Annotated in this window: 21 protein-coding genes and 1 pseudogene; 8 read left to right on the top strand and 14 right to left on the bottom strand. The window is 67.1% G+C overall.

The window, feature by feature from the left end:
- Position 1 precedes the first annotated feature (1 nt).
- The 6 genes from F7R26_RS21530 to F7R26_RS21505 all read right to left on the bottom strand — a co-directional run bounded on the left by F7R26_RS21530 (position 2) and on the right by F7R26_RS21505 (position 7,959).
- Entirely contained in the window at positions 2–1,264 is a 1,263-nt protein-coding gene (locus F7R26_RS21530; RefSeq protein WP_150986493.1) for a 4-aminobutyrate--2-oxoglutarate transaminase, read from the bottom strand.
- A 75-nt stretch (positions 1,265–1,339) separates the two neighbouring features.
- Positions 1,340–2,977 carry an ABC transporter ATP-binding protein gene (locus F7R26_RS21525; RefSeq protein WP_150986492.1) on the bottom strand — a complete coding sequence of 546 codons (1,638 nt, stop codon included), beginning with the start codon at positions 2,975–2,977 and terminating at the stop codon, positions 1,340–1,342.
- A gap of 19 nt (positions 2,978–2,996) precedes the next feature.
- The gene (locus tag F7R26_RS21520) at positions 2,997–3,836 is read right to left on the bottom strand and encodes an ABC transporter permease (protein WP_150986491.1); all 840 of its coding nucleotides are present in this window, start codon (positions 3,834–3,836) and stop codon (positions 2,997–2,999) included.
- Positions 3,833–4,837: an ABC transporter permease gene (locus tag F7R26_RS21515; protein WP_150986490.1), complete on the bottom strand. Its 1,005-nt coding sequence runs from the start codon at positions 4,835–4,837 to the stop codon at positions 3,833–3,835. Before F7R26_RS21515 ends, F7R26_RS21520 begins: the two co-directional genes overlap by 4 nt.
- A 99-nt stretch (positions 4,838–4,936) precedes the next feature.
- On the bottom strand, positions 4,937–6,499 hold the full coding sequence (locus tag F7R26_RS21510) for an ABC transporter substrate-binding protein (RefSeq protein ID WP_170301882.1): 1,563 nt from the start codon (positions 6,497–6,499) through the stop codon (positions 4,937–4,939).
- Positions 6,500–6,618: 119 nt separating this feature from the next.
- The gene (locus F7R26_RS21505) at positions 6,619–7,959 is read right to left on the bottom strand and encodes an ArgE/DapE family deacylase (protein ID WP_150986488.1); all 1,341 of its coding nucleotides are present in this window, start codon (positions 7,957–7,959) and stop codon (positions 6,619–6,621) included.
- Between the two features lie 177 nt (positions 7,960–8,136).
- Here F7R26_RS21505 and pdxR point away from each other — a divergent pair, with 177 nt between their 5' ends.
- The 3 genes and pseudogenes from pdxR (at position 8,137) to F7R26_RS21490 (ending at position 12,344) form a co-directional block, all read left to right on the top strand.
- A complete protein-coding gene (pdxR, locus tag F7R26_RS21500; RefSeq protein ID WP_183034791.1) occupies positions 8,137–9,735 on the top strand; it encodes a MocR-like pyridoxine biosynthesis transcription factor PdxR in 1,599 nt (532 codons plus the stop codon).
- A gap of 56 nt (positions 9,736–9,791) precedes the next feature.
- Positions 9,792–10,823: an alpha/beta fold hydrolase gene (locus F7R26_RS21495; protein ID WP_150986487.1), complete on the top strand. Its 1,032-nt coding sequence runs from the start codon at positions 9,792–9,794 to the stop codon at positions 10,821–10,823.
- A gap of 104 nt (positions 10,824–10,927) precedes the next feature.
- A pseudogene (locus F7R26_RS21490) lies at positions 10,928–12,344 on the top strand (FAD-binding oxidoreductase).
- A 39-nt stretch (positions 12,345–12,383) separates the two neighbouring features.
- On the opposite strand, the gene F7R26_RS21485 reads toward F7R26_RS21490, so the two are convergent.
- The 4 genes from F7R26_RS21485 to F7R26_RS21470 are packed head-to-tail and all read right to left on the bottom strand — an operon-like array spanning position 12,384 to position 15,262.
- Positions 12,384–12,698 (bottom strand): HigA family addiction module antitoxin, encoded by a 315-nt coding sequence (locus F7R26_RS21485; protein ID WP_150986486.1) that lies wholly within the window; start codon positions 12,696–12,698, stop codon positions 12,384–12,386.
- A 12-nt stretch (positions 12,699–12,710) separates the two neighbouring features.
- Positions 12,711–12,989: a type II toxin-antitoxin system RelE/ParE family toxin gene (locus tag F7R26_RS21480; protein WP_150986485.1), complete on the bottom strand. Its 279-nt coding sequence runs from the start codon at positions 12,987–12,989 to the stop codon at positions 12,711–12,713.
- Between the two features lie 54 nt (positions 12,990–13,043).
- The gene (gene eutC, locus F7R26_RS21475) at positions 13,044–13,832 is read right to left on the bottom strand and encodes an ethanolamine ammonia-lyase subunit EutC (protein WP_150986484.1); all 789 of its coding nucleotides are present in this window, start codon (positions 13,830–13,832) and stop codon (positions 13,044–13,046) included.
- A gap of 47 nt (positions 13,833–13,879) precedes the next feature.
- Positions 13,880–15,262, bottom strand: a complete 1,383-nt coding sequence (locus tag F7R26_RS21470) for an ethanolamine ammonia-lyase subunit EutB (RefSeq protein ID WP_150986483.1) — start codon at positions 15,260–15,262, stop codon at positions 13,880–13,882.
- A 181-nt stretch (positions 15,263–15,443) separates the two neighbouring features.
- On the opposite strand from F7R26_RS21470, the gene F7R26_RS21465 reads away from it, so the two are divergent.
- Positions 15,444–16,481: an AI-2E family transporter gene (locus F7R26_RS21465; RefSeq protein ID WP_150986482.1), complete on the top strand. Its 1,038-nt coding sequence runs from the start codon at positions 15,444–15,446 to the stop codon at positions 16,479–16,481.
- 62 nt (positions 16,482–16,543) lie between these two features.
- Here the strand turns inward: F7R26_RS21465 and F7R26_RS21460 are convergent, their stop codons facing one another.
- Complete coding sequence (locus F7R26_RS21460; protein WP_150986481.1) at positions 16,544–17,269, bottom strand: FadR/GntR family transcriptional regulator; 726 nt, start codon at positions 17,267–17,269, stop codon at positions 16,544–16,546.
- A 138-nt stretch (positions 17,270–17,407) separates the two neighbouring features.
- Between F7R26_RS21460 and F7R26_RS21455 the strand changes: the two genes are divergently transcribed.
- From F7R26_RS21455 to F7R26_RS21440, 4 genes are all read left to right on the top strand, one after another.
- Complete coding sequence (locus tag F7R26_RS21455) at positions 17,408–18,196, top strand: (Fe-S)-binding protein (RefSeq protein ID WP_150986480.1); 789 nt, start codon at positions 17,408–17,410, stop codon at positions 18,194–18,196.
- Positions 18,193–18,903, top strand: a complete 711-nt coding sequence (locus F7R26_RS21450; protein WP_150986479.1) for a LutC/YkgG family protein — start codon at positions 18,193–18,195, stop codon at positions 18,901–18,903. The genes F7R26_RS21455 and F7R26_RS21450 overlap by 4 nt, the downstream gene beginning before the upstream one ends.
- Positions 18,900–20,369: a LutB/LldF family L-lactate oxidation iron-sulfur protein gene (locus tag F7R26_RS21445; RefSeq protein WP_150986478.1), complete on the top strand. Its 1,470-nt coding sequence runs from the start codon at positions 18,900–18,902 to the stop codon at positions 20,367–20,369. The genes F7R26_RS21450 and F7R26_RS21445 overlap by 4 nt, the downstream gene beginning before the upstream one ends.
- Before the next feature lie 449 nt (positions 20,370–20,818).
- Positions 20,819–22,549: a lactate permease LctP family transporter gene (locus tag F7R26_RS21440; protein ID WP_150986477.1), complete on the top strand. Its 1,731-nt coding sequence runs from the start codon at positions 20,819–20,821 to the stop codon at positions 22,547–22,549.
- A gap of 42 nt (positions 22,550–22,591) precedes the next feature.
- On the opposite strand, the gene F7R26_RS21435 is transcribed toward F7R26_RS21440, so the two are convergent.
- The 3 genes from F7R26_RS21435 to F7R26_RS21425 form a co-directional block, all read right to left on the bottom strand.
- Positions 22,592–23,743: a CaiB/BaiF CoA transferase family protein gene (locus F7R26_RS21435; protein WP_150986476.1), complete on the bottom strand. Its 1,152-nt coding sequence runs from the start codon at positions 23,741–23,743 to the stop codon at positions 22,592–22,594.
- Between the two features lie 54 nt (positions 23,744–23,797).
- Positions 23,798–24,253, bottom strand: coding sequence for a PaaI family thioesterase (locus tag F7R26_RS21430; protein ID WP_150986475.1), 456 nt, complete (start codon positions 24,251–24,253; stop codon positions 23,798–23,800).
- Between the two features lie 180 nt (positions 24,254–24,433).
- On the bottom strand, positions 24,434–25,414 hold the full coding sequence (locus F7R26_RS21425) for a Bug family tripartite tricarboxylate transporter substrate binding protein (protein ID WP_150986474.1): 981 nt from the start codon (positions 25,412–25,414) through the stop codon (positions 24,434–24,436).
- Between the last annotated feature and the right edge of the window lie 66 nt (positions 25,415–25,480).

The following is a 25,480-nucleotide window of genomic DNA, read 5'->3' as shown; positions in this document are numbered from 1 at the left end:
CTCAGCGCGTGAGCACGTCGGCCAGGATATCCAGCCCTTCGTCCATCACCGCGTCGGAAATCGTCAGCGGGAACAGGAAGCGGATCACGTTGCCGTACACGCCGCAGGACAGCAGCAGCAGGCCTTGCTCCAGCGCGCGGCTCTGCACCTCGCGCGTGAACTCCGCATCCGGCGCGCCGTCGGCGCGGCGGAATTCCACCGCCACCATCGCGCCCAGGCCGCGGATCTCGGCAATCTGCGGCACGCGCGCTTTGAGCGTTTCCAGCCGCTCGACCAGGCGCTGGCCAAGTGCCGCGCCACGCGGGATCAACTGCTCGCCTTCCAGCACGTCCAGCACCGCCAGCGCCGAGGCCACGGCCAGCGGGTTGCCGGCATAGGTGCCGCCCAGGCCGCCGGGCGCGGGGGCGTCCATCACCTCCGCGCGGCCACACACCGCCGACAGCGGCATGCCGCCGGCCAGGCTCTTGGCCATGGTGGTGAGATCAGGCGCCACGTCGTAGTGCTCCATGGCAAAGAGCTTGCCGGTACGGCCGAAGCCGGTCTGCACTTCATCGGCGACCAGCAGGATGCCGTGCTCGTCGCAGATCGCGCGCAGCGCCTTCACGAAAGCCGGCGGCGCCACGTTGAAGCCACCCTCGCCCTGCACCGGCTCGAAGATGATGGCGGCCACGCGCTTGGGATCCACGTCGGCCTTGAACAGGTGCTCCATCGCCTTGAGCGCGTCCTCCACCGACACGCCATGCAGCGCGCACGGGTACGGCGCGTGGAAGACCTCGCCGGGGAACGGGCCAAAGCCCACCTTGTACGGCACCACCTTGCCGGTCAGCGCCATGCCCATCATGGTGCGGCCGTGGAAGCCGCCGGAGAAGGCGATCACGCCCGGGCGGCCGGTCGCAGCGCGGGCGATCTTGATGGCGTTTTCCACCGCCTCGGCGCCGGTGGTGAAGAACGCCGTCTTCTTGGCGCTGCGGCCTGGCGCGCGCTGGTTGATCCGCTCAGCCAGTTCGATATAGCTGGCATACGGCACGATCTGGTAGGCGGTGTGCGTGAAGCGCTCAAGCTGGCGTTGTATGGCTTCGACCAGGCGCGGGTGGCGGTGGCCGGTGTTGAGCACGGCGATGCCGGCAGCGAAGTCGATATAGCGCTTGCCTTCCACATCCCAGATCTCCGAATTCTCGGCACGCTCGGCGTAGAAGTTACACATCACGCCAACGCCACGGGGCGTGGCGGCATCCTTGCGGCGAACCAGTTCGGCATTCTTCATCTGTTGCTCCATCTTTGATATCGGTTGTGCTGTCGGGGTTGTTCTGTCGGGGTTGTTCTGTCGGGATCAGTGGGATCAGGCCGCGGCGCGGATCAGGGCCGGGTCCCACTCCTTGCCGGGAATCGCGGCAATCAGCCGCTGCGTGTAGGCATGCTGCGGCGCGTCGAAGATCTGGTCTGGCGGGCCGTACTCCACCACGCGGCCTTTGTGCATCACGATCACGTGGTGGCAGATCTGCGCGGCCACGCGCAGGTCGTGGGTGATAAAGATCAGGCCGATGTTCAGCCGCTTCTGCAGGTCGCCCAGCAGTTGCAAAACCTGGGCCTGCACCGAGACATCCAGCGCGGAGACGGATTCATCGGCCACCAGCAGCTTGGGATCCAGCGCCAGCGCGCGCGCAATGCCAATGCGCTGGCGCTGCCCGCCGGAGAACTGGTTGGGATAGCGGTCGAACGCGGAAGGCTCCAGGCCCACCAGCTGCAGCAGCTCGCGCGCGCGCGCCTGGGCCTGCGCCAGCGGCACGCCATTGGCGACAGGCCCATCGGTGATGATGCGGCCCACCGTATGGCGCGGGTTGAGCGAGGCGAACGGATCCTGGAAGATCATCTGCACATCGCTGCGCAGCGGGCGGAACTGGCGCTCCGTGAGCCGGGCGATGTCCTGGCCGTCGAACAGCAGCTCGCCGCCATCGATGTCGGTCAGCTTGAGCAGGCATTTGCCGATGGTGGACTTGCCCGAGCCGGATTCGCCAACGATGCCGAGCGTCTGCCCGCGCCGCACGCTGAAGCTCACGCCGTCCACGGCGTTGACCACGCGCTTCTTGCTGAACAGGCCACCGCCCGAGGAATACGTCTTGCGCAAGTCGCGCACTTCCAATACCGTCTCGGCCGTCTGCTGGTCGCGCGCCTTGGCGCGCCCGTGCGGCACGGCGCCGATCAGCCGCCGCGTATAGGGATGCTGCGGATGGTTGAGCACCTGCTGCACCGGGCCTACCTCCACCAGCACGCCTTTCTCCATCACCGCGACGCGGTCGGCGATTTCCGCCACCACGCCGAAATCGTGCGTGACGAACATCACGCCCATGCCCTTGTCGGCCTGGATGCGCTTGATCAGCGCCAGGATCTGGGCCTGCGTGGTCACGTCCAGGGCAGTGGTCGGCTCGTCGGCGATCAGCAGCGCCGGCTCCAGCGCGAGCGCCATAGCGATCACCACGCGCTGGCGCTGCCCGCCGGACAGGCGGAACGGATAGCTGTGGATCAGCGTGGCCGGATCGGGCAGGCCGACGAACGCCAGCAGGTCCAGCACGCGCTTTGTCCGCGCCTCGCCGGGGTAGGCGTCGTGCACGCGCATGACCTCGGCAATCTGGTCGCCCACCGTCATCACGGGGTTGAGCGCCGACAGCGGCTCCTGGAACACCATGGCCATGGCCCTGCCGCGCATGGACAGCAAGGTCTGCTCATCCTGGGTGAGCAAGTCCTTGCCCTGGAACAGGATCTGGCCGCCCTGCGGCTTCAGGTACGGCGGCAGCAGGCCCATGATGGCGTTGGCGCTCATCGACTTGCCCGAGCCGGATTCTCCGACGATGCAGAGGATCTCGCCGGCGTGCAGGTCATAGCTGACATCCTTCACCGCGTGCGCACGGTCGCCGCCCGTGGGCAGCGCGATGGTGAGGTCGCGCACGGATAGCAGCGGTAGCTTGTCTTGTGCTTGCATGGTGGCGTCTTCCTTGTCGTTACTCGCCACGGCGGCGCAGTTGCGGGTTCATGGCGTCGTTCAGGCCTTCGCCGATCAGATTGATGGACAGCACCGTCAGCAGGATCGCCACGCCGGGCCACACGCTCATCCACCAGGCTTCGCGGATCATGGTGCGGGCCGCGCCGATCATGAAGCCCCAGCTCATCATGTTGCGGTCGCCCAGGCCCAGGAAGGACAACGCGGATTCCGTCAGGATTGCCGTGGCCACCATGAACGAGGCCGACACGATGATGGGCGACATGGCGTTGGGCAGGATCTGCGTGAGGATGATGCGCAGCGGCTTCTGCCCGATCACCACCGCGGCCTGCACGAACTCGCGCTGCTTGAGCGTGAGGAACTCGCCGCGCACCAGGCGCGCCACCGGCGGCCAGGACACCACCGAGATGGCGGCCACGATGGAGTAGATGGTGGGATTGAAGATTGCCACGATCACCACCGCCATCGCCAGCTGCGGGATGGTCTGGAAGAACTCGGTAAAGCGCATCAGCGCGTCGTCGATGCGTCCGCCGCAGTAGCCGGCCACCGACCCGATCAGGATGCCGAACACCAGTGCCACGCCGGTGGAGATCACGCCCACCAGCAGCGAGACGCGCGCCCCGTACAGCATGCCAGCGGTGATGTCGCGCCCGAGCATGTCGGTGCCAAAGGGAAACGCCGCGTCGGCAAACGGACGCACCAGCGGATCGCCCACCATCAGCCAGGGCGACTCCTCGTACAGCACCGGCGCCAGCAGCGCCACGGCGACCACCAGCAGCAGCACGACCAGGCCGATCACGGCGCCGTAGTTGCGGCAATAACGTTGTGCGAAGGCTTTCATGCCGTGGCTCCCTTGCCGCCCACAGAGATGCGGGGGTCGATGAAGCGGTAGACGATATCGGTCGCGAGGTTGAAGAACACAACCAGCGCCGAGGTGACGAAGAAGATGCCGAGCAGCAGCTGGTAGTCGCGTTGCAGCAGGGCATCGAACATCAGCCGGCCAATGCCCGGCCAGGAAAACACGGTTTCGGTCAGCACCGCGCCGCCTGCCATCTGGCCGAGCTGGATGCCGGCAAAGGTAATGACCGGCAGCAGCGCGTTGCGCAGCACGTGCACGCGGATCACGCGGCCCGCAGGCACGCCCTTGGCGCGCGCGGTCTTGACGAAGTCCATGCCCATGACTTCCAGCATCGAGGCGCGGGTCAGGCGCACGTACACCGCCATGAAGAAGCAGCCGAGCGAGATGGTGGGCAGGATCATGTGCAGCGCCACATCCTGGATGCGCGCCAGGCCGGTATAGCCTGCGCCGATGGTTTCCATGCCAAACGCCGGCAGCCAGCCCAGTACCACCGAGAACAGGATGATGGCCATCAGCGAGAGCCAGAACAGCGGCGTGGCGTACAACAGCAGCGCCGCGGACATCACCGCGCTGTCGATCCAGCGCCGCTTGTTCTCATAGCGCGTGCGCGCCGAGATCACGCCGAGAAACACGCCAAGCACGAGGGAAAAGACAAAGGCACCGCTCATCAGCACGATGGTGGCGGGCAGCCGGTCCAGGATCAGGTCGAGCACCGGCAGGTGATTGCGATACGAGTAGCCAAGATCGAGCTTGGCCACGCCCTTGAGATAGATGCCAAGCTGCGTGAGCACCGGCTGGTCCAGCCCGAACTGCTGACGCAACTGGCCAACGAAGGCGGCATCGCCCGCGCCGGCCTCACCCGCCAGCACGGTGGCGGGGTCGCCAGGTGCCATGCGGATCAGGAAGAAATTGATGATGACCACGCCGAGGACGACCACGAGGGCCTTCCACAGTCGGGATAGCAGGAAAGAGAGGAAATTCACGGCATGCTCCACGCACGCGCCGGGCGGGTGGCCCGGCGCGTGAACTGACTGGCGACTTGTTACCTGGGTAGCGGCGTACTCTGGCGTACTCTGGCGTACTCAGTTCTTCTCGATGGAGACGTTGTCGAACGACTCGTTCAGGCCGATGGCGGTGGTCACGAGGTTCTTCACGTTCTTGCGATACAGCGTGGGGAACTCCAGCTCGAACAGGTTGCCCGCGGCCACTTCCGTCATCAGGATCTTCTGCACCTGGCTGTAGAGCTTCTGACGCTCGGCCGGGTCCATGGTGACGCTGGCCTTGGCCCAGAGTTCATCGGCCTGCGGATTGCTGTAGCCCTGCACGTTGGCGAACGGCGTGCCCTTGACGATGTTCTTGGTCACGTAGAGCCGCTCCACGCCCAGCGCCGGGTCGCCGTACTGGTAGGTGTAGGTGGCGGTCAGGTCAAAGTCCCAGTTGCTGACGCGGGCGGACCACGTGCCGGCATCGGCGGACTCGATGCTGACCTTGAAGCCAAGCTGCTCCAGCATCTGCTTCATGTACTCGTCAAGCCGGTCCCAGTTGGCGCCATAGGATGACGACAGGATCTTGACCGGGTACTGGCCCACGTTGACGCCGGATTCCTTGATCAGCTCGCGCGCCTTCTTCAGGTTGAAGTCATAGACCGGCGTGCTCTTGTCGAAGAACAGCGTGGCGGAGGCGAACGGGCTGACCGCCGGCTTGCCCATGCCGAAGAAGATGTTGTCCACGATCATCTTGCGATTGAGCGCGTGCATCACCGCCTCGCGTACCTTGACGTTGTTGAACGGCGGCTTGCGCATGTTCATCAACAGGTTCGACATCGGCGAGAACAGCTCCCAGCCCTTGGTGGTGTATTCCACATTGGGCAGCGCGCGCAGGCGCTTCACGTCCACGTTGTCCACGTCGCCGCCGCGCAGCACCTGCACGTCGCCCTTCTCGAAAGCCACCGCGCGCGAGGCCGAGTCCGGGATCACGTAGAACACCAGTTCATCCAGGTAGGGCTTGCCCTTCTTCCAGTAGTTGGGGTTCTTGGCCAGCTTGATATAGGCGCCCTTCTTCCATTCCTTGAACATGAAGGGGCCGGTGCCGACAGGCTTCTGGTTGGCCGGGTTGTTGCGGTAGTCCGTGCCGTCGTAGATGTGCTTGGGCATCATCGGCATGGTGCCGGTCTCGAACATCGAGATAAACGGCGGGAACGCTTCCTTGAGCTTGATCTCGACCGTGCTGTCGTTCACGGCGCGGATCGATTCCATGTACTTGTTCAGCACGGCGCGCGTACGGACGTGCACTTCGCGCAGCATCTTGTCGATCGAGAACACGACGTCGGCGGAAGTGAAGGGCTTGCCGTCATGCCACTTCACGCCACTCTGCAGCTCGAACGTGTAGGTCAGCCCATCGGGCGAGATCTTCCACGACTTGGCCAGCTCCGGGCGCGGCTTGAGGTCCGGGCCGTAGGTGAGCAGGCCCTGGTAGATCTTGCCGGCGACATATTGCGTGGGCGCCTGCGAGTTCATCGCGCTGATCAGGATCGGCGGCTCGGGTTGCACGATGCCGGACAAGGTGCCGCCAACGGTCTGCGCAACCGCGCTGCCCGCGGGCAACAGTGCCGGTGCCAGGGCCAGGCCGGCGGTTGCCAGCGCCATCGACACCAGGCTTTTACCAAAGCTCTTTTTCAGGTGTTGGGTGAGGTGTTTCATCGGTCAGTTTCCTGTGGTGGTGATCGTGATCTACGGATACGCGAAGACGATTTGCTGCGTGGACTTCAAGCGCTGACCGGCTCTACGCCGCACCAGTCGTGCATGAACTGCGCGAGCGTGGTGGCAACGCGCACCATGCTCTGGATGGAAACCGACTCGTCGATGCCATGGATGTTGCGGGCCTGCGGGCCGTAGCAGGTCACCGGCGTATCCAGCATCAGGCGGAAATGCCGCGCGTCGGTGGTGGCGGTGGTGGCTTCACGCCGCACCTCTTCGCCATTGACCTTGCGGTGGGCTTCGCCAAGCGCCTGCATGCTGGGCACATCGAGATCGAACTCGCAGCCCGGCGCGTGGAAGCCTTCGTAGCGGAGTTCGAGCGTGAGGTTGCTGGCCAGGCGCTCCAGCGTGCTACGCACACAGGCTTCGACGCGCGCCTTGGCATCGGTCACGCTCATGGTCGGGTAGAAGCCGATGCGAATGCCGAGCGTGCAGGTGCAGGGCACCGACGAATTCCATTCGCCGCCCTGGATCTGGCCGAGGTTGAAGTTGATCGGGTGCGCGTGGTCGCGGTACACGGCGGGGCGGTTTTCCGGCAGGTTCCATTCGGCCTCGAGCTTGCGCAGGTCGGCCATCACCTCGATGCCGGCTTCCACCGGGTTCACGCCGGTGGTCATGTAGGCGGCATGCGCCGGGCGGCCGGTGAGTTCGACGAACATCCAGAACACGCCCATCTGCGCGCTCATCAGGCTCTCGCCCAGCGGCTCGGGAATCACAACGGTGTCGAACGAGGCCAGCTTGCCCGCGCCCACCGCGCTGGCGAGCGCGGCCACGGTAGCCAGCGCGCCGTTGCCGGTGTTCTCTTCTTCGAGCACGGCATTGAAGCCGACCGCGCCGGCGGGCTGCACGCCGAGATCTTTCAGCGCCTTATAGGCGGCGAGCGTGCAGATGATGCCGGCCTTCATGTCGCCCGCACCGCGGCCGAACAGCCAGCCGTCTTCGACAAACGGCGCATACGGCGACTGGCGCCACATCGACTCCGGACCGGTTGGCACCACGTCCAGGTGGCCGTTGAACAGCACGGAGCGGCCGCCCTTCGTCGCCGGGCGATGCGTGGCCAGCAGGTTGTAGCGTCCGCCGTCCGGGCAGCATGGCGGCGAGAACAGCGGCAGGTCTTTCAACGTCTCGCTGCGCAGGTAGATGCGCTCCGGCTCCAGGCCCAGCTCGCGCAGCGCGCCCTCCATGAACGCCACGGCCGGCTGTTCCTGCCCGGAGGGGCTGGGTGCCGCCACGAATTCCGACAAGGTACGCACCATGTACGGCTCGAGCGCGCGCACGGCGGCGGCAATGGCATCGGTGGAAAGCGGGGGGGTGGCAGGCATAGAGGGCATAGCGGTGGGACGTTGCATAAGTGGCTCCACTGGCTGTCCGGTGCGCGCGCTTGGAACGTGCCCGGAGAGGATCGAATCGGCCTGATCGGCAAAACGTCGTTGAAAAAAACGACGATCGAAACAAGATGTGTCGAAACTTAGCCGATCATTGGTACCATACATAGATCCATATTTTTCTTTTCACGCGGGGCCACTTTGAAAGAGACCATTTTGTCGGAGCTGCTGCTGCAGCGTCTGGAGCGGCCCGCGGATGGTGCGGCGGATAAAAACGGCGCGCATATGAACCGCCAGCTCTACGAGATCATTCGGCAGGAAATCCTTGCTGGGTCTTTGGTTGCGGGTAGCAAGCTGCCCGCGTCGCGCCTGCTTGCGAAGGAGATAGGGGTTTCCCGCAATACCGTGCTTTATGCATTTGAGCAGTTGCTGGCAGAGGGCTATGTCACCGCAGCCAGCGGAAGTGGCACCTTCGTGTCGCAGAGTTTTCCCGACCATAGTGCATTGCACAACGTTAGGGCGCAAAGTGGCACCATGCCAGTGCTCGCAGCGCAGCAAAATCCAAACCGCTTCGCGCTTTCGCGGCGCGGGCAGCATCTGGTGTCGCATTCTGGTGCGTCGGATCGCCAATGGGGTGCGTTCGTCTCCGGCGTACCCGACGTTTCGCTGTTTCCGCACGCGGTGTGGGCGCGCTTGCTCAACAAGCACTGGCGCGCCCCCAAGCCCGAGCTGCTGACGTATGCGCACAACGGTGGCTACCTGCCGCTGCGCCGCGTGCTGGCCGAGCACCTGCGGCTGGTGCGCTCGGTGCGTTGCGAGCCGGAGCAGATCATCCTGACTACCGGCATCCACCAGGCCATCGACCTCATCGCGCGGCTGCTGGGCGATGTCGGCGACAAGGCCTGGATGGAAGACCCCGGCTACTGGGGCACGCGCAGCCTGCTCAACAGCGCGGGCATCGAGACCATCCCCGTGCCGGTGGACAGCGAAGGCCTTGCCCCGGATGCGGCCACGCTGCAGAACCCGCCACGTTTTATCTTTGCCACGCCGTCACACCAATATCCGCTGGGCATGGTGATGAGCTTGTCGCGCCGGCGCATGCTGCTGGAATACGCGCGCCAGCGCGGCGCGTGGATCGTGGAGGATGACTACGACAGCGAATTCCGCTTCGAGGGGCGCCCGCTTGCCTCGCTGCAGGGGCTGGATGAGCATGACCGCGTGATCTACATGGGCACGTTTTCCAAGACGCTGTTCCCCGGCCTGCGCATGGGCTTCATGGTGCTGCCCAAGCCGCTGGCGCCGCATTTCGCGACCGGGCTGTCGGAGCTGTTCCGCGAGGGGCAGCTGGTGCAGCAGGCGGTGCTGGCCGACTTTATCGAGGAGGGGCATTACGCCACGCATATCCGCCGCATGCGCCAGCGCTACGCGCAGCGCCAGGGGCTGCTGCGCGAGGCCATCGCCACGCGCCTGGGCGCGGACTGGCCCACCTCCACGCATGAAGCCGGGCTGCACATGGTGATCCACCTGCCGCCGGGCGCCGACGACCTCGGCATCAGCATGGCGGCGCGTACCCAGGGCTTGTCGACGCGGCCGCTGTCGCGCTATTTCGCGGACCCCGCGCGGGCGACCAACCAGGGCTTGCTGCTGGGGTATGCCTGCGTGCCGGACGACGAGATCGCGCCGGCCTTCCACAAGCTGGCGGAGGTGATCGAACCCGCGCTGGAGCATCTGGCGCGCACGCAGGCGCCACGCCGCGCGCCGGTGGCGGGGATCAACCGGGAGGCCTGGAGCGGTGCTTGAGTGTGTTGATGCGAGTGCGGGCACAATAGCCGGCATCCCTACCTGGAGCTGCTGACATGACCGTCGACAAAGACTACGCGCTGTTCGATGCAGGCACCGTGACGCTGCAATCCGGCCAGGCCTTCCCCGGCATGGCGCTGGCCTACAAGACCTTCGGCACGCTCAACGCCCGCAAGGACAACGTGATCGTCTACCCGACCTCGTTCAGCGCGCAGCACTACGACACCGAATGGCTGGTCGCACCGGGCGGCGTGCTGGACCCGGAACGCTACTTCGTCATCATCCCTAACCTGTTCGGCAACGGCCTGTCGGCGTCGCCGTCGAATGCCGCGGCACGGTTCGCGCCTGGCGCCTACCCCTGCGTGACCTACCACGACGCCGTGGCAGTGCAGCGCAGGCTGCTGCAGGAAGTGTTCGGCATCGAGAAGATCGCCCTGGTGTACGGCTGGTCGATGGGCGGCATGCAGGCCTACCACTGGGGCGCCTGCCATGCGGACATGGTCGAGCGGATCGCCGTGGTCTGCGGCAGCGCGCGATGCTCGCCGTTCAACCAGGTCTTCCTCGAAGGCGTCAGGGCCGCGCTCACTGCCGATCCGGCATTCAAGGATGGACGCTTCACCGAGGCCCCGCGCGCGGGGTACCGCGCCATGGGCCGCGTGTATGCCGGCTGGGCGCTGTCGCATGCGTTCTACCGCGACGAGCTGTGGCGGCAATCGGGCTTTGCCTCGCTGGAGGATTTCCTGGCGAAGACCTGGGACGTCAACTTCTCGCGCCGTGACGCCAACGACCTGCTGGCGCAACTGTGGACGTGGCAGAACGGCGATATCAGCCGCTGCGACGCCTTCGGCGGCGACCTGGACCGCGCGCTGGCGGCGATCCGGGCGCACGTGCTGCTGATGCCCGGCCAGACCGATGCTTACTTCCAGGCCCAGGACAACGCCGCGGAAATCGGCAAGCTCACCGGAGCCCGCACCGCCACGCTGCGGCCGATTCCCTCGGACTACGGGCACCGGGCCGGGAACCCGCACAACATCCCGGCCGATTGCGCCTTCCTGGCCCAGGCGATCTCGGCGTTCATGGCGCAATGAGCCCCATTGCGGCGATGGTGCCATCGTCACCGGCCCGATTGGCCCTTAACGCTATGCCCATCCTCCCATAGCATTTGCCCCCTTCTCCTTCACACACACCGCATATGGCAAGCCTCGCTCCCCAACCCGCCTCGTCTTCCGCCCTGCTCAGGGAACTCGCCACGCTGCTGGACGCGCCCGGGCTGCAAACCGGCGACGCCATCGAAACCCGCTTTCGCAAGGACTGGTATGCGCCGCTCGGCGCGGTGCCGCCGCTGGCGGTGGTGCGCCCGCGCAATACGGAAGATGTGGCCGCCGTGCTGGCGCTATGCCACCGGCTGCGCCAGCCCGTGGTGCCGCAAGGCGGGTTGACCGGCCTGGCCGGCGCCGCCACAGCTGGTGCTTTCGCTGGAGCGCATGCGCGGCGTGGAAGAGATCGATGCGCAGGCCGGCACCATGACCGTGATGGCCGGCACCACGCTGCAGGCGGCGCAGGAAGCGGCGCGCGCGGCCGGCTGGCTGCTGGCGGTGGACCTGGGCGCGCGCGGCAGCTGCCAGATCGGCGGTAATATCGCCACCAACGCGGGCGGCAACCGCGTGATCCGCTACGGCATGATGCGCGACCAGGTACTGGGGCTGGAAGCCGTGCTGGCCGATGGCACGGTGGTGTCGTCGCTCAACAAGATGCAAAAGAACAATGCCGGCTACGACGTGCGCCAGCTCTTTATCGGCAGCGAAGGCACCCTGGGCGTGATCACCCGCGCCGTGCTGCGCCTGGCACCGCTGCCCAGCGCCACGCAAACGGCGCTGTGCGCGCTCGAAACCTACGATGACGTGGTGCGCCTGCTGCGCCATGCGCAGCGCAAGCTCTCGGGGCGGCTGTCAGCCTTTGAAGTCATGTGGGCGGATTTCTACGGGCTGGTAACCACGCGCGTGCCCGGCGTGCGCGCGCCGCTGCCCGCCGGCCATCCTTTCTACGTGCTGCTCGACCTGCAGGGCAACGACGCCGCGCAGGACGCGCCGGTCTTCGAAGGCATGCTGGAATCCGCGATGGAAACCGGCCTGATCCAGGACGCGGCGATCGCATCCAGCCACAAGGAAGCGCAGAGCTTCTGGCAACTGCGCGATGCGGTGGCCGAATTCCCGGTGATGTGGTCGCCCAATGCGGCCTATGACGTCAGCCTGCCGATCGGCAGCATCGGCGAATTCGCCGAAACGCTGCGCGCGCGCCTCCTGGCGGTGTGGCCGCATGCCGAACCGGTCAATTTCGGCCATGTGGGCGACAGCAACCTGCACGTCAGCGTGTACCTGCCCGGCGCCACCGACCACGACTTCCCCGAGCATGAGATTTCCGACGTGATGTACGGCGTGGTGCAGGAATTCAAGGGCAGCGTCTCCGCCGAGCACGGCATCGGCTTTCACAAGAAGCCCTACCTGCACTGCTCGCGCTCGCCGGAGGAACTGGGATTGATGCGCTTGCTCAAGCGCTCGCTGGACCCGCACAACATCCTGAGCCCGGGGCGGGTGTTTGATCTTGCGTGAGCGCGGCAAGAAGCCCGCCTGAAAGGCGGGAAAATGTCATCAGGCCGCTTCCAGGTCGCGTGGCGCGATCTGGGCCGCGATCTCCTTGCCGTGTTCGCGCTGAGCCACTTTCAGGTCATAAGACTGCTGCAGGTTGAGCCAGGACTCGGCGTCGCCGCCAAAGTAGCGAGCCAGCCGCATGGCAGTGTCCGGCGTAATGCCCCGGCGCTCGCGCACGATGTCGTTGATGCGAGCCGCGGTGACATGCAGCGCCACGGCGAGCGCATTGGCGCTCATGCCAAGCGGGACGAGAAACTCCTCGCGGAGGATTTCGCCGGGATGGACCGGTCGCATGCCGTTATGGAAGCGGGCCATGGTGATCTCCATTCAGTGATAGTCCACGATCTCGACGGCCTGCGGGCCATCGGGCGTCCAAACGAAGCACACTCGCCACCGATCGTTGATGCGAATGCTGTGCTGCCCTTTGCGGTCGCCTCCCAGCACTTCGAGCCGGTTGCCAGGCGGGGACCGCAGGAAGTCGAGCGAGGCAGCAACCGCAAGCATCTCCAGCTTGCGTTCTGCCGCTGCCCTGATATTGGCGAATCGCGGAACGCGCCGGCCTGAGAACAACGCTGCAGTGTCTTCGCATTTGAACGACTGGATCATGGCGGAATTATATATCGTTTACCGATAAACGAGTAGGACATCCGCGATGGCTAGTCAGTTCCCCAACGGTCCTTGCTGCGCCGATGGCTCCGGCAACACCCCGTGCTCGCTGTCGTCCTTTAAATCCACGCCACTGCGCCCGAGCGCCAGCGCCCCGCGCAGCAGGAAGGCCAGCTTGGCCGCGGCCTGCGCATAGGACAGCCCTTCGGGGCGCACGTTGGAGATGCAGTTGCGCTCGGCGTCGGTGCGGCCGGGGCGCGGGTCGTGCGTGAGGTAGACGCCGAGGCTGTCGGGCGAGCTCAGCCCGGGGCGCTCGCCGATCAGCATCACCACCTGGCGCGCGCCGAGAAGCTGCGCGGCTTCGTCACCGAGCGCCACGCGGGCTTGCTCGGCCACCACCACGGGGCCGATGCGCCAGCCCGGCAGGCGCTCGCGCACGGCCAGCAGCAAGGGCACGCCGTGGCGCTGCGCCGCCAGCGCGGACAGGCCGTCGGCCACCACGAAGACGACGTCGGGCGGCTCGGCAGGGCGCGCCTGCGCCAGCAGCGCGCGGCTGGCGTCGTCGAGCTGGCGGCCAAGGTCCGGGCGGCGCAGGTAGCGCTGCCGATCCGGTGCGGCACTGTGTGCGGCCACGGTGTCGAAGCCGGCATTGCGCAATGCCTGTTCAATGGCGGCGCGCGCCAGCGGCGCATGCACCGCATCGCGCGCCTGCGCATGCGCCAGGCCGAACGCAAGCACGGCTTCCGTCGTCTGGCTGTTGCCGCAGCGGCCCAGTGCAATCCGCGCCACGGTGAACTGCCGCAGGCGCTGCCAGGGGTTGTCGTGGATCAGCTTCTGGCGCATGACGCGGGCCTCGTGCGGGCGGGAAAACGTTGGCTGGCCATGACGCGTTACAGGCCGTGCGCGAGTTGCAGCAGCGGCTGGCGCTCAGCCAGCTCCAGCAGCCGGCCATCCGCGCCCAGGATGCCCATGCGCTGCAGCCAGTCCTCGAACTCGGGCGCGGGGCGCAGGCCGAGCGTGTCGCGCAGGTAGAGCGCGTCGTGGAACGAGGTGCTCTGGTAGTTCAGCATGATGTCGTCGGCGCCGGGCACACCCATGATGAAGTTGATGCCGGCCACGCCGAACAGCGTCAGCAGCGTGTCCATGTCATCCTGGTCGGCCTCGGCGTGGTTGGTGTAGCAGACATCGCAGCCCATCGGCACGCCGAGCAGCTTGCCGCAGAAATGGTCTTCCAGCCCGGCGCGGATGATCTGCTTGCCATCGTACAGGTACTCGGGGCCGATAAAGCCCACCACGGTATTGACCAGCAGCGGCGAGAACGCGCGCGCCACCGCATAGGCGCGTGCCTCCATGGTCTGCTGGTCCACACCGTGGTGCGCGTTGGCTGACAGCGCGCTGCCCTGCCCGGTCTCGAAATACATCACGTTGTTGCCCACCGTGCCGCGCGCCAGGCCTTGCGCGGCGTCATGCGCCTCGCGCAGCAGCGCGAGGCTGATGCCAAAGCCGGCGTTGGCGCGCTCGCTGCCGGCCACCGACTGGAACACCAGGTCCACCGGCGCGCCCTGCTCGATGGCGCGCAGCGTGTTGGTGACGTGGGTGAGCACGCAGGACTGCGTGGGCACATCGAAGCGGCAGCGCAGGTCGTCGACCAGCCGCAGCAGCGTGACGATGGCGCCGAGGTTGTCGGTGGCGGGGTTGATGCCGATGGTGGCATCGCCGCAGCCGTAGAGCAGGCCATCGATCATCGAGGCGGCAATGCCGCGGGCATCGTCGGTGGGATGGTTGGGCTGCAGCCGTACCGAGAGCCGGCCGGGCAGGCCGATGGTGCTGCGAAAGCGCGTGACCACGCGGCACTTGCGCGCCACCGCGATCAGGTCCTGGTTGCGCATCAGCTTGCTCACCGCGGCCGCCATCTCCGGCGTGATGCCCGGCGCCACGCGCGCCAGCGTCGCGGCGTCGGTCTCATGCAGCAGCAGCCAGTTGCGCAAGTCGCCCACGGTGAAGGACGCGATCTCGTGAAAGACCCGGGCGTCATGGCTGTCGATGATCAGGCGCGTGACCTCGTCGTCCTCATAGGGCACCAGCGCCTCGGCCAGGAAGTGCGCCAGCGGCACCTCGGCCAGCGCCATGCGCGCGGCCATGCGCTCCTCCTCGCTGGCAGCCGCCAGCCCGGCCAGGTAGTCGCCCGAGCGCGCCGGGCTGGCCTTGGCCAGCAGGGTCTTGAGATCGGCAAAGAGATGCCGCCGCGAGGCTACGGTGTGGGCAAAGGTCATGGGATCTGTCTCGGTCAGCTGGCGGGCGCGCGAACAGCCCGATCATAGCAACCACGGGCGCACATTGTCGCCGCCCGGGCGCTTGCCTTCGCCGTCCGCCCATCGGACAATCGAGCGCCGTACAATGCACAGACGCCCGGCCGTTCACCAGACGGCGCGGCCCCTCAACGCAGGAGACTTGATGAATCAACCCGATCCGCCACGCATACCCCGCTTGCCGGATGCAAAGTGGTTCAATGTCACGACTGCCGCCTATATCCTGACCGCCCTGGCGCTCTGGACGGTGATGCAGGCCAACCTGGTGGCGGCGCTCATGGCGGGCCTGCTGCTGTACTCGCTGGTGGACGTGCTGGCGCCCAAGCTGGTGCGCCTGCACCAGCGCCACGATGCCCTGGCGGTGGCGATCCTCTCCGCTGTCACCTTGCTGGGGCTCACGCTTGGGGGCTGGGCGCTGGTGCGCTTTGTCAGCGGCGACGGCAATACGCTCGACACCCTGCTGATCCGCACCGCCGACATCATGGACAAGTCCCGTGCCCAGTTGCCGGTCTGGGTCAGCGACGCGCTGCCGCGCGGCGTGGATGAGCTGGCCAACGCCCTCATTGCCTGGCTGCGCGAGCACGCGCAGATGGCGCAGAAGTTCGGCACCGAGGTGCTGCGCAGCCTCGCGCATATCCTGATCGGCCTGGTGATCGGCGCGATGGTCGCGCTGTATCGCGCCATCTCCAAGCCCAACCGCCGGCCGCTGGCCTCGGCGCTGGTGGAACGTGCCCGCAACCTGCAGCTGGCGTTCTCGCAGTTCATCTTCGCCCAGGTGCAGATCTCGCTGATCAACACCGTGCTCACCGCGATCTACCTGCTGGTGGTGCTGCCGCTGTTTGGCGTGCACCTGCCGCTGGCCAAGACGCTGGTCGCCCTCACGTTCCTGGTCGGGCTGCTGCCGGTACTGGGCAACCTGGTGTCGAACACAGGCATCGTGGTGGCCTCGCTGTCGGTCTCGCTGCCCATGGCGATCGCCTCGCTGTTGTACCTGGTGGTGATCCACAAGTTCGAGTACTTCCTCAACGCACGCATCATCGGCGCGCGCATCAATGCCGCCGCCTGGGAACTGCTCACGGTCATGCTGCTGATGGAGTCGCTGTACGGCGTCGCCGGCGTGATTGCCGGGCCGATCTACTACGCCTATCTCAAGCGCGAGCTGTCCAACAAGGGCCTGATCTGACGCACGGCGCCACCGGTAGGACCAATTCCCGCCAATCCGGCCCACCGATCCGATACCCGGCTTCAGGCGCTTTCCCCGTCTCCTTGCGGCTCAACCCGGCTGCGCACAAAGTCGATGTGCGTCTGCATGGCGGTGCGCGCCTCCTCCGGGCGGCGCGCGCAGATGGCCTCGCACAGCGTGCGATGCTGCAGCAGCAATAGCGCGGAGGCATCCTCGTCCTGCACCCGCAGGCCCGTGCCGTTGATGGTGATGTGTTCGCGCAACATGCCGATCACGCTGGTATGCAGGTGCAGGAACATGGTGTTGTGCGAGGCCTGGGCAATGGCCTCATGCAGCTTGGCGTCCGCCTCGGCCTCGGCGGCCTTGTCGTCTTGCTGGCGGGCGGCTTCCAGCGCGCGGAGCAGGCCGCGGATGCGCTTGAGATCCGCGGCATCCGCGCGCATTGCGGCAAAGTAAGCCGTAGCGCCCTCCAGCACCCGGCGAAACTCCAGGATATCGTCGCGCAGCACCGGGTGGTCCGCTACCAGCTGGCGCCATGGCGAGGCAAAGCCGGTGCGCAGCTGCTCGGTGACGAACACCCCGGCGCCCTGCCGGCTTTGCAGCAAGCCCCGCGCCGCCAGCCGCTGGATAGCCTCGCGGATGGTGTTGCGCGCCACGCCATATTGCTCGGCCAGGAGCCGCTCCGCGGGCAGGCGGGCGCCAGCCGGCCAGGTGCCGTCCAGCATCGCCGTTTCCAGTTTCCGCATTACCTCTTCCACGCGCCCGCGCGCCTGCCTGCCCGCCGCCATCCACTCGCTCCGAAAACCGTTCGCCACGCCCAACTGGTCCAACCAATTTGAACTGGCGCGCGTCTCGCGGAATTATGCGCTCAAACAACGGCCAGCCCTGAGCCCCACAGCCAGGCGGCCGCACCCACGGAGCGAGACATGAAGCAAAGGCGCTATCCCCCTGCCCCGGCACAGGTCTACCTGTTCGCCACCTGCCTGGTCGACATGTTCGTGCCGCAAGCCGGCCTGGACGCCGTGCGGCTGCTGGAGCGAGAGGGCCTGACCGTGCACTTCCCCCGTGGGCAAAGCTGCTGCGGACAGCCTGCCTATAGCAGCGGCAACCCGGAACAGGCCCGGGCGGTGGCGCTGGCCCAGCTGGATCTGTTCGCCGAGCCGTGGCCGGTGATCGTGCCCTCTGGCTCTTGCGCCGGGATGATGCGGCACCACTGGCCGCAGCTGTTCGCGCAGGACCCCGTGGCCGGGCCCAAGGCCGCCCTGCTGGCCGAGCGCGTGTACGAGCTGAGCGAATTCCTGCTGCACGTGTTGAAAGTCCGCTTCGACGTGAGCGGCGTTGCCGGCCAGCCGCCCGAAACCGTGGTGCTGCACACCTCCTGCGCCGCCCGTCGAGAAATGGGTACGCGCGACCATGGCGTGGCACTGGTCGACGTCCTGCCCGGCGTCACACGTGCCGAACATCAGCGCGAATCGGAATGCTGCGGCTTTGGCGGCACCTTCTCGCTCAAGCATCCCGACATCTCCGGCGCGATGGTGCAGGACAAGATCACTTCGGCCTGCGCCACCGGCTGCGACCGGCTGGTCTCGGCCGACTGCGGCTGCCTGCTCAATATCGGGCACGCGGCCAGGCACCAGGGCGCGCCGCTGCCTGTCGAGCATCTCGCCACCTTCCTGTGGCGGCGTACCGGCGGCGCCGCCAAGGAGCAAGCATGAGCACACTGAGCGCCCGCGAGCGCATGCTGGGCCGGCTACGCGCAGCCGCACCCGCTGCCACCGCCGATGCCGATACCAGCGAGCTGGATGCGCGTATCGACGCGCACTACGACGCCCGCCGCGACGCGGCCACCCCCGCCGAGCTGGCGCAGGCCATGCAGGCTGCACTAAGTGCCTCGCACGCGCGGGCCTGGTGCGCCAGCGCCGAGGCCTGGCCCGCGCAGCTTGCAGGCAGGCTCGCTGCCGCCGGCGTGCGCCGCCTGCTGCTGGACCCCGCGGCCGTGCAAGGCGCCGCGCTGATGCGCGCCTTGCCGGCCAGCGTGGCGCCGTTGTCTTACGCGCGCCCCATCGAAGCGTGGAAGGCGGAACTCTTCGACACCGTGGACGCGGGCTTCACCGTGGCGCGCTCCGGCATTGCCGCCACCGGCACGCTGGTGCTGGCGCCCGACGCGCAAACGCCGCGCACGGTCTCGCTGGTGCCGCCGCTGCATATCGCGCTGGTGTACGCCGAGACGCTGCATCCGGACCTGCATTGCGCCGCGCGCGCCGAGCGCTGGAGCGCGGGCATGCCGACCAACCTGGTGCTGGTATCCGGCCCATCCAAGACCTCGGACATCCAGCAAACGTTGGCCTACGGCGCGCACGGCCCGCGCGAATTGTGGGTCATCATCGTGACCGGCAGCGCCGGAACAGGAGGCGCGCAATGAGTACGCCCACGACCACTCAGGCCGGTGCCAAACCCCTGCACTTCGTGCCCGCAGCGGACTTCAAGGCGCGTTCGCGCGCGGCGCTGGACGACCCCAAGCTGCGCAGCAGCTTTCGCGGCGCCATGGACTTCCTGCAGGCCAAGCGCGCGGTGCAGTTCCCCGACGGCGACGAGCTGGAGCAGTTGCGCGACCTGGGCGAAGCGATCCGCCAGCACGCACTGTCGCAACTGCCGGACCTGCTGGTGCAACTGGAGGACAAGCTCACCGCGGCCGGCGTGCAGGTGCACTGGGCCGAAACCGCGGACGAGGCCAATGCCATCGTGCACGGCATCGCACAGGCCCGCCAGGCACGCCGCGTGATCAAGGGCAAGTCGATGGCCAGCGAGGAGATCGAGCTGAACCATTACCTGGCCGAGCGCGGCATCGACTGCATCGAGTCCGACATGGGCGAGTACATCGTGCAGCTCGCGGGCGAGAAGCCGTCGCACATCGTGATGCCGGCCATCCACAAGACGCGCGGCGACATCGCCGAGTTGTTCGCGCAGCATATCCCCGGCACGCCCTATACCGAGGACGTGGACGAACTGATCCAGACCGGCCGGCGCGCGCTGCGCCAGGAATTCGTCAATGCGGACATCGGCCTGTCCGGCGTGAACTTTGCCGCCGCGGACACCGGCACGCTGTGGCTGGTGGAAAACGAGGGCAACGGCCGCCTGTCCACCACCGTGCCCGATGTGCACATCGCCATCATGGGCATGGAGAAGGTGGTGGCCCGGCTTGAGCACATCGTGCCGCTGGCCAGCCTGTTGACGCGCTCGGCCACCGGGCAGGCCATCACCACCTACTTCAACCTGATCTCCGGCCCGCGCCGCGCGGGCGAGCGCGACGGCCCGCGCGAGGTGCACCTGGTGCTGCTGGATAACGGCCGCAGCCAGGCCTATGCCGATGCGCAACTGCGCGCCACGCTGCAGTGCATCCGCTGCGGCGCGTGCATGAACCATTGCCCGGTGTACACGCGCATCGGCGGCCATGCCTACGGCACCACCTACCCCGGCCCGATCGGCAAGATCATCTCGCCGCACCTGCTCGGGCTCGATGCCACGGCGGACCTCGCCACCGCCTCCAGCCTGTGCGGCGCCTGCGGCGAAGTCTGCCCCGTGCGCATCCCGATTCCGCAATTGCTGATCCGCCTGCGCACCGAAGCCAACCGCGATCCCGACGAACAGGTTGCGCACCCGCTGCGCGGCCAAGGCGCCAAGTTCAGCCGCGGCGAGCACCTGGTCTGGCGCTTCTGGAGCGGCGCGTTCGCGCATCCGCTAGCCTACCGGCTCTTCCGCTGGGCCGCCACGCGGCTGCGCGTGCTGACGCCAAAACAGCAACTCGGGTGGACCCGGCACCGCGCACCGCTCACCCCAGCGCCGCGCAGCCTGTCGGACTTGCTGCGCGAGCGCGGACAGGCAGAGTAGGCAGGCACCAGAAACAGACCCAACAAAAGCGCTGACCAAACGCCCGCCAGCGGGCCACAGCGATGCGAAGCGAGCCCCCCACGCGATGCGAAGCGAGCCGTGAAGGTTTACCAGGCCGTATGGGGGCGCCTCGTCGGCAGGCAAAAAGAGCGGAAAAGAGGGGGCCATGTCTGAGCATCGCCTCAAGGCGATGTGAGTTTGGCCCCCGGCCGCTCTTTTTGGCTGACGACGAGGGGGTGTCGCCCCATCCGGCGCGCCTTCTTTGCCTACTTTCTTGGCAAGACAAGAAAGTAGGTCGCCGCCCCGCAGGGGTGGTGAAACCGCCTTTGACTTTAAGCCTTTGACCTTAAGCCTCTGACCTCGCAGTCAGGCAACAAAAAACAAGACAAAAAAGCAATAAAACGCCCCACCCCAGTTCACCCAAACGCATTCCCCGGAGGAGACCCACCGTGCAACCCTGGACCCAAACCTACACACCGCTAGGCAGCCTATGGCTGTCCGCGCTCGCGGCCGCGCTACCCATCCTCTTCTTCTTCCTCGCCCTGGCCGTGCTGCGCATGAAAGGCCACGTGGCAGCAGCCATCACGCTGCTCCTCGCGCTAGGCGTGGCGATCTTCGCCTACGGCATGCCCGTGCCGCAGGCGCTGGCCGCCGCGGGCTTCGGCTTTGCCTACGGCCTGTGGCCGATCGCGTGGATCATCGTGACCGCGGTGTTCCTCTACAAGATCGTGGTGAAGACCGGGCAGTTCGACATCATCCGCGCATCCGTGCTCGCCATCACCGATGACCAGCGCCTGCAGATGCTGCTGATCGGCTTTGCCTTCGGCGCCTTCCTGGAAGGCGCGGCGGGCTTTGGCGCGCCGGTGGCCATCACCGCGGCCCTGCTGGTGGGCCTGGGCTTCAACCCGCTCTATGCGGCGGGCCTGTGCCTGATCGCCAATACCGCGCCGGTGGCCTTCGGCGCCATGGGCATTCCCATCATCGTGGCGGGCCAGGTGACCGGCATCGATGCCATGCACATCGGCGCCATGGCCGGCCGGCAATTGCCGCTGCTGTCGCTGGCGGTGCCGTTCTGGCTGGTGTTCATCATGGACGGCAAGCGCGGCGTGAAAGAGACGTGGCCGGCGGCGCTGGTAACCGGCGCGAGCTTCTCGGTGACGCAGTATTTCACCTCGAACCATATCGGGCCGGAGTTGCCGGACATCACGTCGGCGCTGGTGAGCCTGGTGTCGCTGACGCTGTTCCTGAAGGTGTGGCAGCCCAGGAGCGCAAGCCAGCGGGCCGGCGGCGCGGTGAAGGCGGGCGGCGGTGCGGCAGCACTGGCGCGCATGGGTGGCGGGCTGGCTGGCGATGCAGGCAGCTTCGGCAACGGGGCGGGCACCAACCGTCGTGCCTCGCCCTACACTGTGGCGCAGACCGTGCGCGCGTGGGCGCCGTTCGGCATCCTCACCGCCATCGTGACGGTGTGGAGCCTGCCGTCGTTCAAGGCGCTGTTTGCCGGCAACGGCGCGCTGGCCGGGTGGGTGCTGAAGTTCCATGTGCCGGCGCTGGACCAGCTGGTGATCAAGGCCGCGCCGATCGTGGCACAGCCCAAGGCCTACGAGGCGGTGTTCAAGCTCGACCTGGTATCGGCGGTGGGCACCGCCATCCTGCTGACCGCGCTGATCTCCGCCGTGCTGCTGCGCATGAAGCCACGCGCTGCGCTGGCCACCTTCGGCGAAACGCTGATGGAGCTGCGCCGCCCGATCCTGTCGATCGGGCTGGTGCTGGGCTTCGCCTTTGTTGCCAACTACTCGGGCATGTCGTCGACGCTGGCGCTGCTGCTGGCCGGCACGGGCGCGGCGTTTCCGTTCTTCTCGCCCTTCCTGGGCTGGCTGGGCGTGTTCCTGACCGGCTCGGACACGTCGTCCAATGCCCTGTTCTGCTCGCTGCAGAGCACCACCGCGCACCAGATCGGCGTATCCGACACGCTGCTGGTGGCGGCCAACACCACCGGCGGCGTGACCGGCAAGATGATCTCGCCGCAATCCATCGCGGTAGCCTGCGCGGCCACCGGGCTAGTCGGCAAGGAATCCGAGCTGTTCCGCTTTACCGTGAAGCACAGCCTGCTGTTCGCGGTAATCGTGGGCATCATCACCATGCTGCAGGCTTATGTGTTCACGGGGATGATTCCCCACTGACCTTCTGACCCACTCCCCCACCGGGCGGGCATGGCCCGCCGCTTACTCGCTGTCGTTGGCGGCGTCGCGCGGCAGGAACCGGTCGCCCTCGGCCAGCGGCGCGTAGCGGTAGGTGGCGGGCGTGCGGCTGAGCTTGACGGGCGACCCAAGGCCCTTGTAGCCATCCGCCATCTCCACCACCATCTCGCGGTGGACGGTGTGCGGATGCTGCAAGGCGTCCGCCACCGACAGCACCGGCGCGCACGGCACGCCGGCGGCCACCAGCGTATCGGCCAGCACCTTGCCATCCAGCTTGCCCATGCGCGCTTCCAGCTCCACCTTGAGCGCGGCACGGTTGACAGAGCGCGCGCCGGCGGTGGCGTAGCGCTCATCGTCGGCAAACCCCGGCATCTCCAGGTGCTCGCACAGGATGCGGAACTGGCGATCGTTGCCGACCGCGAGAAAGATCGGGTCGGTGGCGGTGGCGACGGTGTCGTACGGGTAGATGTTCGGATGCGCGTTGCCGGTGCGGGTCGGCTCCTTGCCGCTCATGAACCAGTTGGCCGCGTGCGGATGCAGCAACGACAGGCCCGAGTCGTACAGCGCCGCCTCGACAAACTGGCCGCGCCCGCTGCGCTCGCGCTCCTGCAGGGCCAGCAACACGCCCAGCGCGGCGTTCAGCCCGGTGACCATGTCCACCACCGGCAAGCCCACGCGCAGCGCGTCGCCGCCGGCTTCGCCATTGATGCTCATGATGCCCGCCATGGCCTGGATGGCCGCGTCGTAGCCGGGCAGGCCACCTAGCGGCCCATCCGCGCCAAAGCCGGAAACCCGGCAGTGCACCAGGCGCGGGAAGCGCGCCGACAGCGCGTCAAACCCCAGGCCCCATTTTTCCAGCGTGCCGGTCTTGAAGTTCTCGACCAGTACGTCGGCGTCGGCCAGCAGGGCAAGCAGCACCTCGCGGTCGGCATCGGCGGTCAGGTCCAGCCGCATCACGCGCTTGTTGCGGTTCAGGCCGAAGTAATAAGAGGCCACGCCGTCCTTGAACGGAGGCCCCCAGGTGCGGGTATCGTCGCCCTGGGGCGGCTCGATCTTCAGCACGTCGGCGCCATGGTCGCCAAGGATCTGGCCGCAGAACGGCCCGCCCAGGATGCGGGAGAGATCGACCACGCGGATGCCGGCGAGCGCGCCGGGCGAGACAGGGAGTTTGCTCATGAGAGGGGTTCCGTAACTGCGGCGATGAACGTGCGACGAAAAACGCGGGTTGGCTCAAGCGGCCGGCGCGGGCGTGCGATCCAGCAGCTTGAAGGTGCCGGTGGCCAGCGCCAGCAGCTCGCCCTGCGCGTCGCGGATCTCGCCGCGCGCGAAGCACAGGGAACGGCCGCGGCGCTCGCACCAGGCGGTGGCGGTCAGCTCGCCGCGCCCGGGCGCGGTGAAATGCACCGACAGGTCGATCGTGGCCACGCCAAAGCGGCGCGGATCGTGGCCACGCGCGGCGCAGGACAGCGCGCAATCGAGCAGCGTGGCCAGCGCGCCGCCGTGCACGTCGCCGCGGCTGTTGGTGTGGTCCGGGTGGTAGGCCATGCTCACGCGCGCCTCTTTGGCGTTGATGTGCACGCCGGTCAGGCCGAACACGCGGGCCATGGGCATCGGCAGGGCAAACAGCAGGCCCGGCGCTTCACCGGCAAATTCGTTGACGGGCGCGGGCGAGGAGAGATCGGTCATGGCGGGCACAGAGTAGGTTGAGGCCGCATGAAGGCAAAACGGGCACCGCTATGCCACGATGCCCCCGAATTTGCCCACATGCCGCCGGGTGCATTGGACTGCACGCAGGTTGGCAAACGTCGATACTACCGCCGAACCGGCCATGATTCATAGCCTGGCTTGGCGCAGCGTGCCCCTGGCTCAGTCCAGCTGAGCCCCCGATTTCTGCACCACGCCGCGCCATTTGCTCACCTCTGCCTTGACGAAGCTGCCAAGCTGCTCGGGCGAGGTCGACGGCGGCAGTTCCAGCCCTTGCGCCTGCAAGGTCTTGCGCACTTCGGGCTGTTGCAGCGCATCGGCAAAGGCGTGGTTGAGCTTGGCGATGACCGCCGGCGGCGTGCCGGCCGGAGCGACCACGCCGAAGAACACCGAGACGTCGAAGCCGGGCACGCCCTGCTCGGCCACGGTGGGCACATCGGGCAGTGCCTGCGAGCGGCTCTTGGTGGTCACGCCCAGCACGCGGAACTTGCCGCTCTTGATGAAGGGCAGCGCGGTCAGCACGTCGGTGAAGCTCATGCTCACCTGGCCGCCAAGCAAGTCGTTGAGCGCGGGGCCGGTGCCCTTGTAGGGAATATGGCGGAAGTCCGTGCCGGCCAGGTTGTTGAACAGCACGCCGGCCAGGTGCGAGGACGCGCCATTGCCGGACGAGGCATAGGTCAGCTTGCCCGGGTTGGCCTTGCCGTAGGCGATCAGCTCACCGACGGTCTTGGCGGGCACCGAGGGGTTCACCACCAGCACGTTGGGCAACTGGCCGATCTGGATGATCGGCGCGAAGCTCTTGACCGGGTCGTAGTTGATCTTGCGGTACAGGCTGACGTTGATCGCCAGCGGCGCCGAGGTGCCGAACATCAGCGTGTAGCCATCCGGCTCCGCGCGCGCCACGGCTTCGGCGCCGATATTGCCGCCGGCGCCGGCGCGGTTTTCCACCACCACGGTCTGGCCAAGGCTGCCCTTGAGCGCGGACGCCAGGGTGCGCGCCATCACGTCGGTGGGGCCGCCGGGCGGGTAGGTCACGATCATCATGATGGGCTTGGACGGGTAGTCCTTCTGCGCCATCGCGGGGGCAATGCCCACACAAAGGGTGCAGGCGGCGACAGCGGCGAGGCGTTGCCAGAGGGTCATGGTTGTCTCCAGGTTTAGGTCTTCTTGCGCCGGGCAGCCGGTGCTGCGGCGGCGTGTGCGGCGCCG

This window comes from Cupriavidus basilensis (assembly GCF_008801925.2).
In the GTDB taxonomy this organism is placed as follows: domain Bacteria; phylum Pseudomonadota; class Gammaproteobacteria; order Burkholderiales; family Burkholderiaceae; genus Cupriavidus; species Cupriavidus basilensis.
This window is presented reverse-complemented; position numbering and strand designations above follow the sequence as displayed.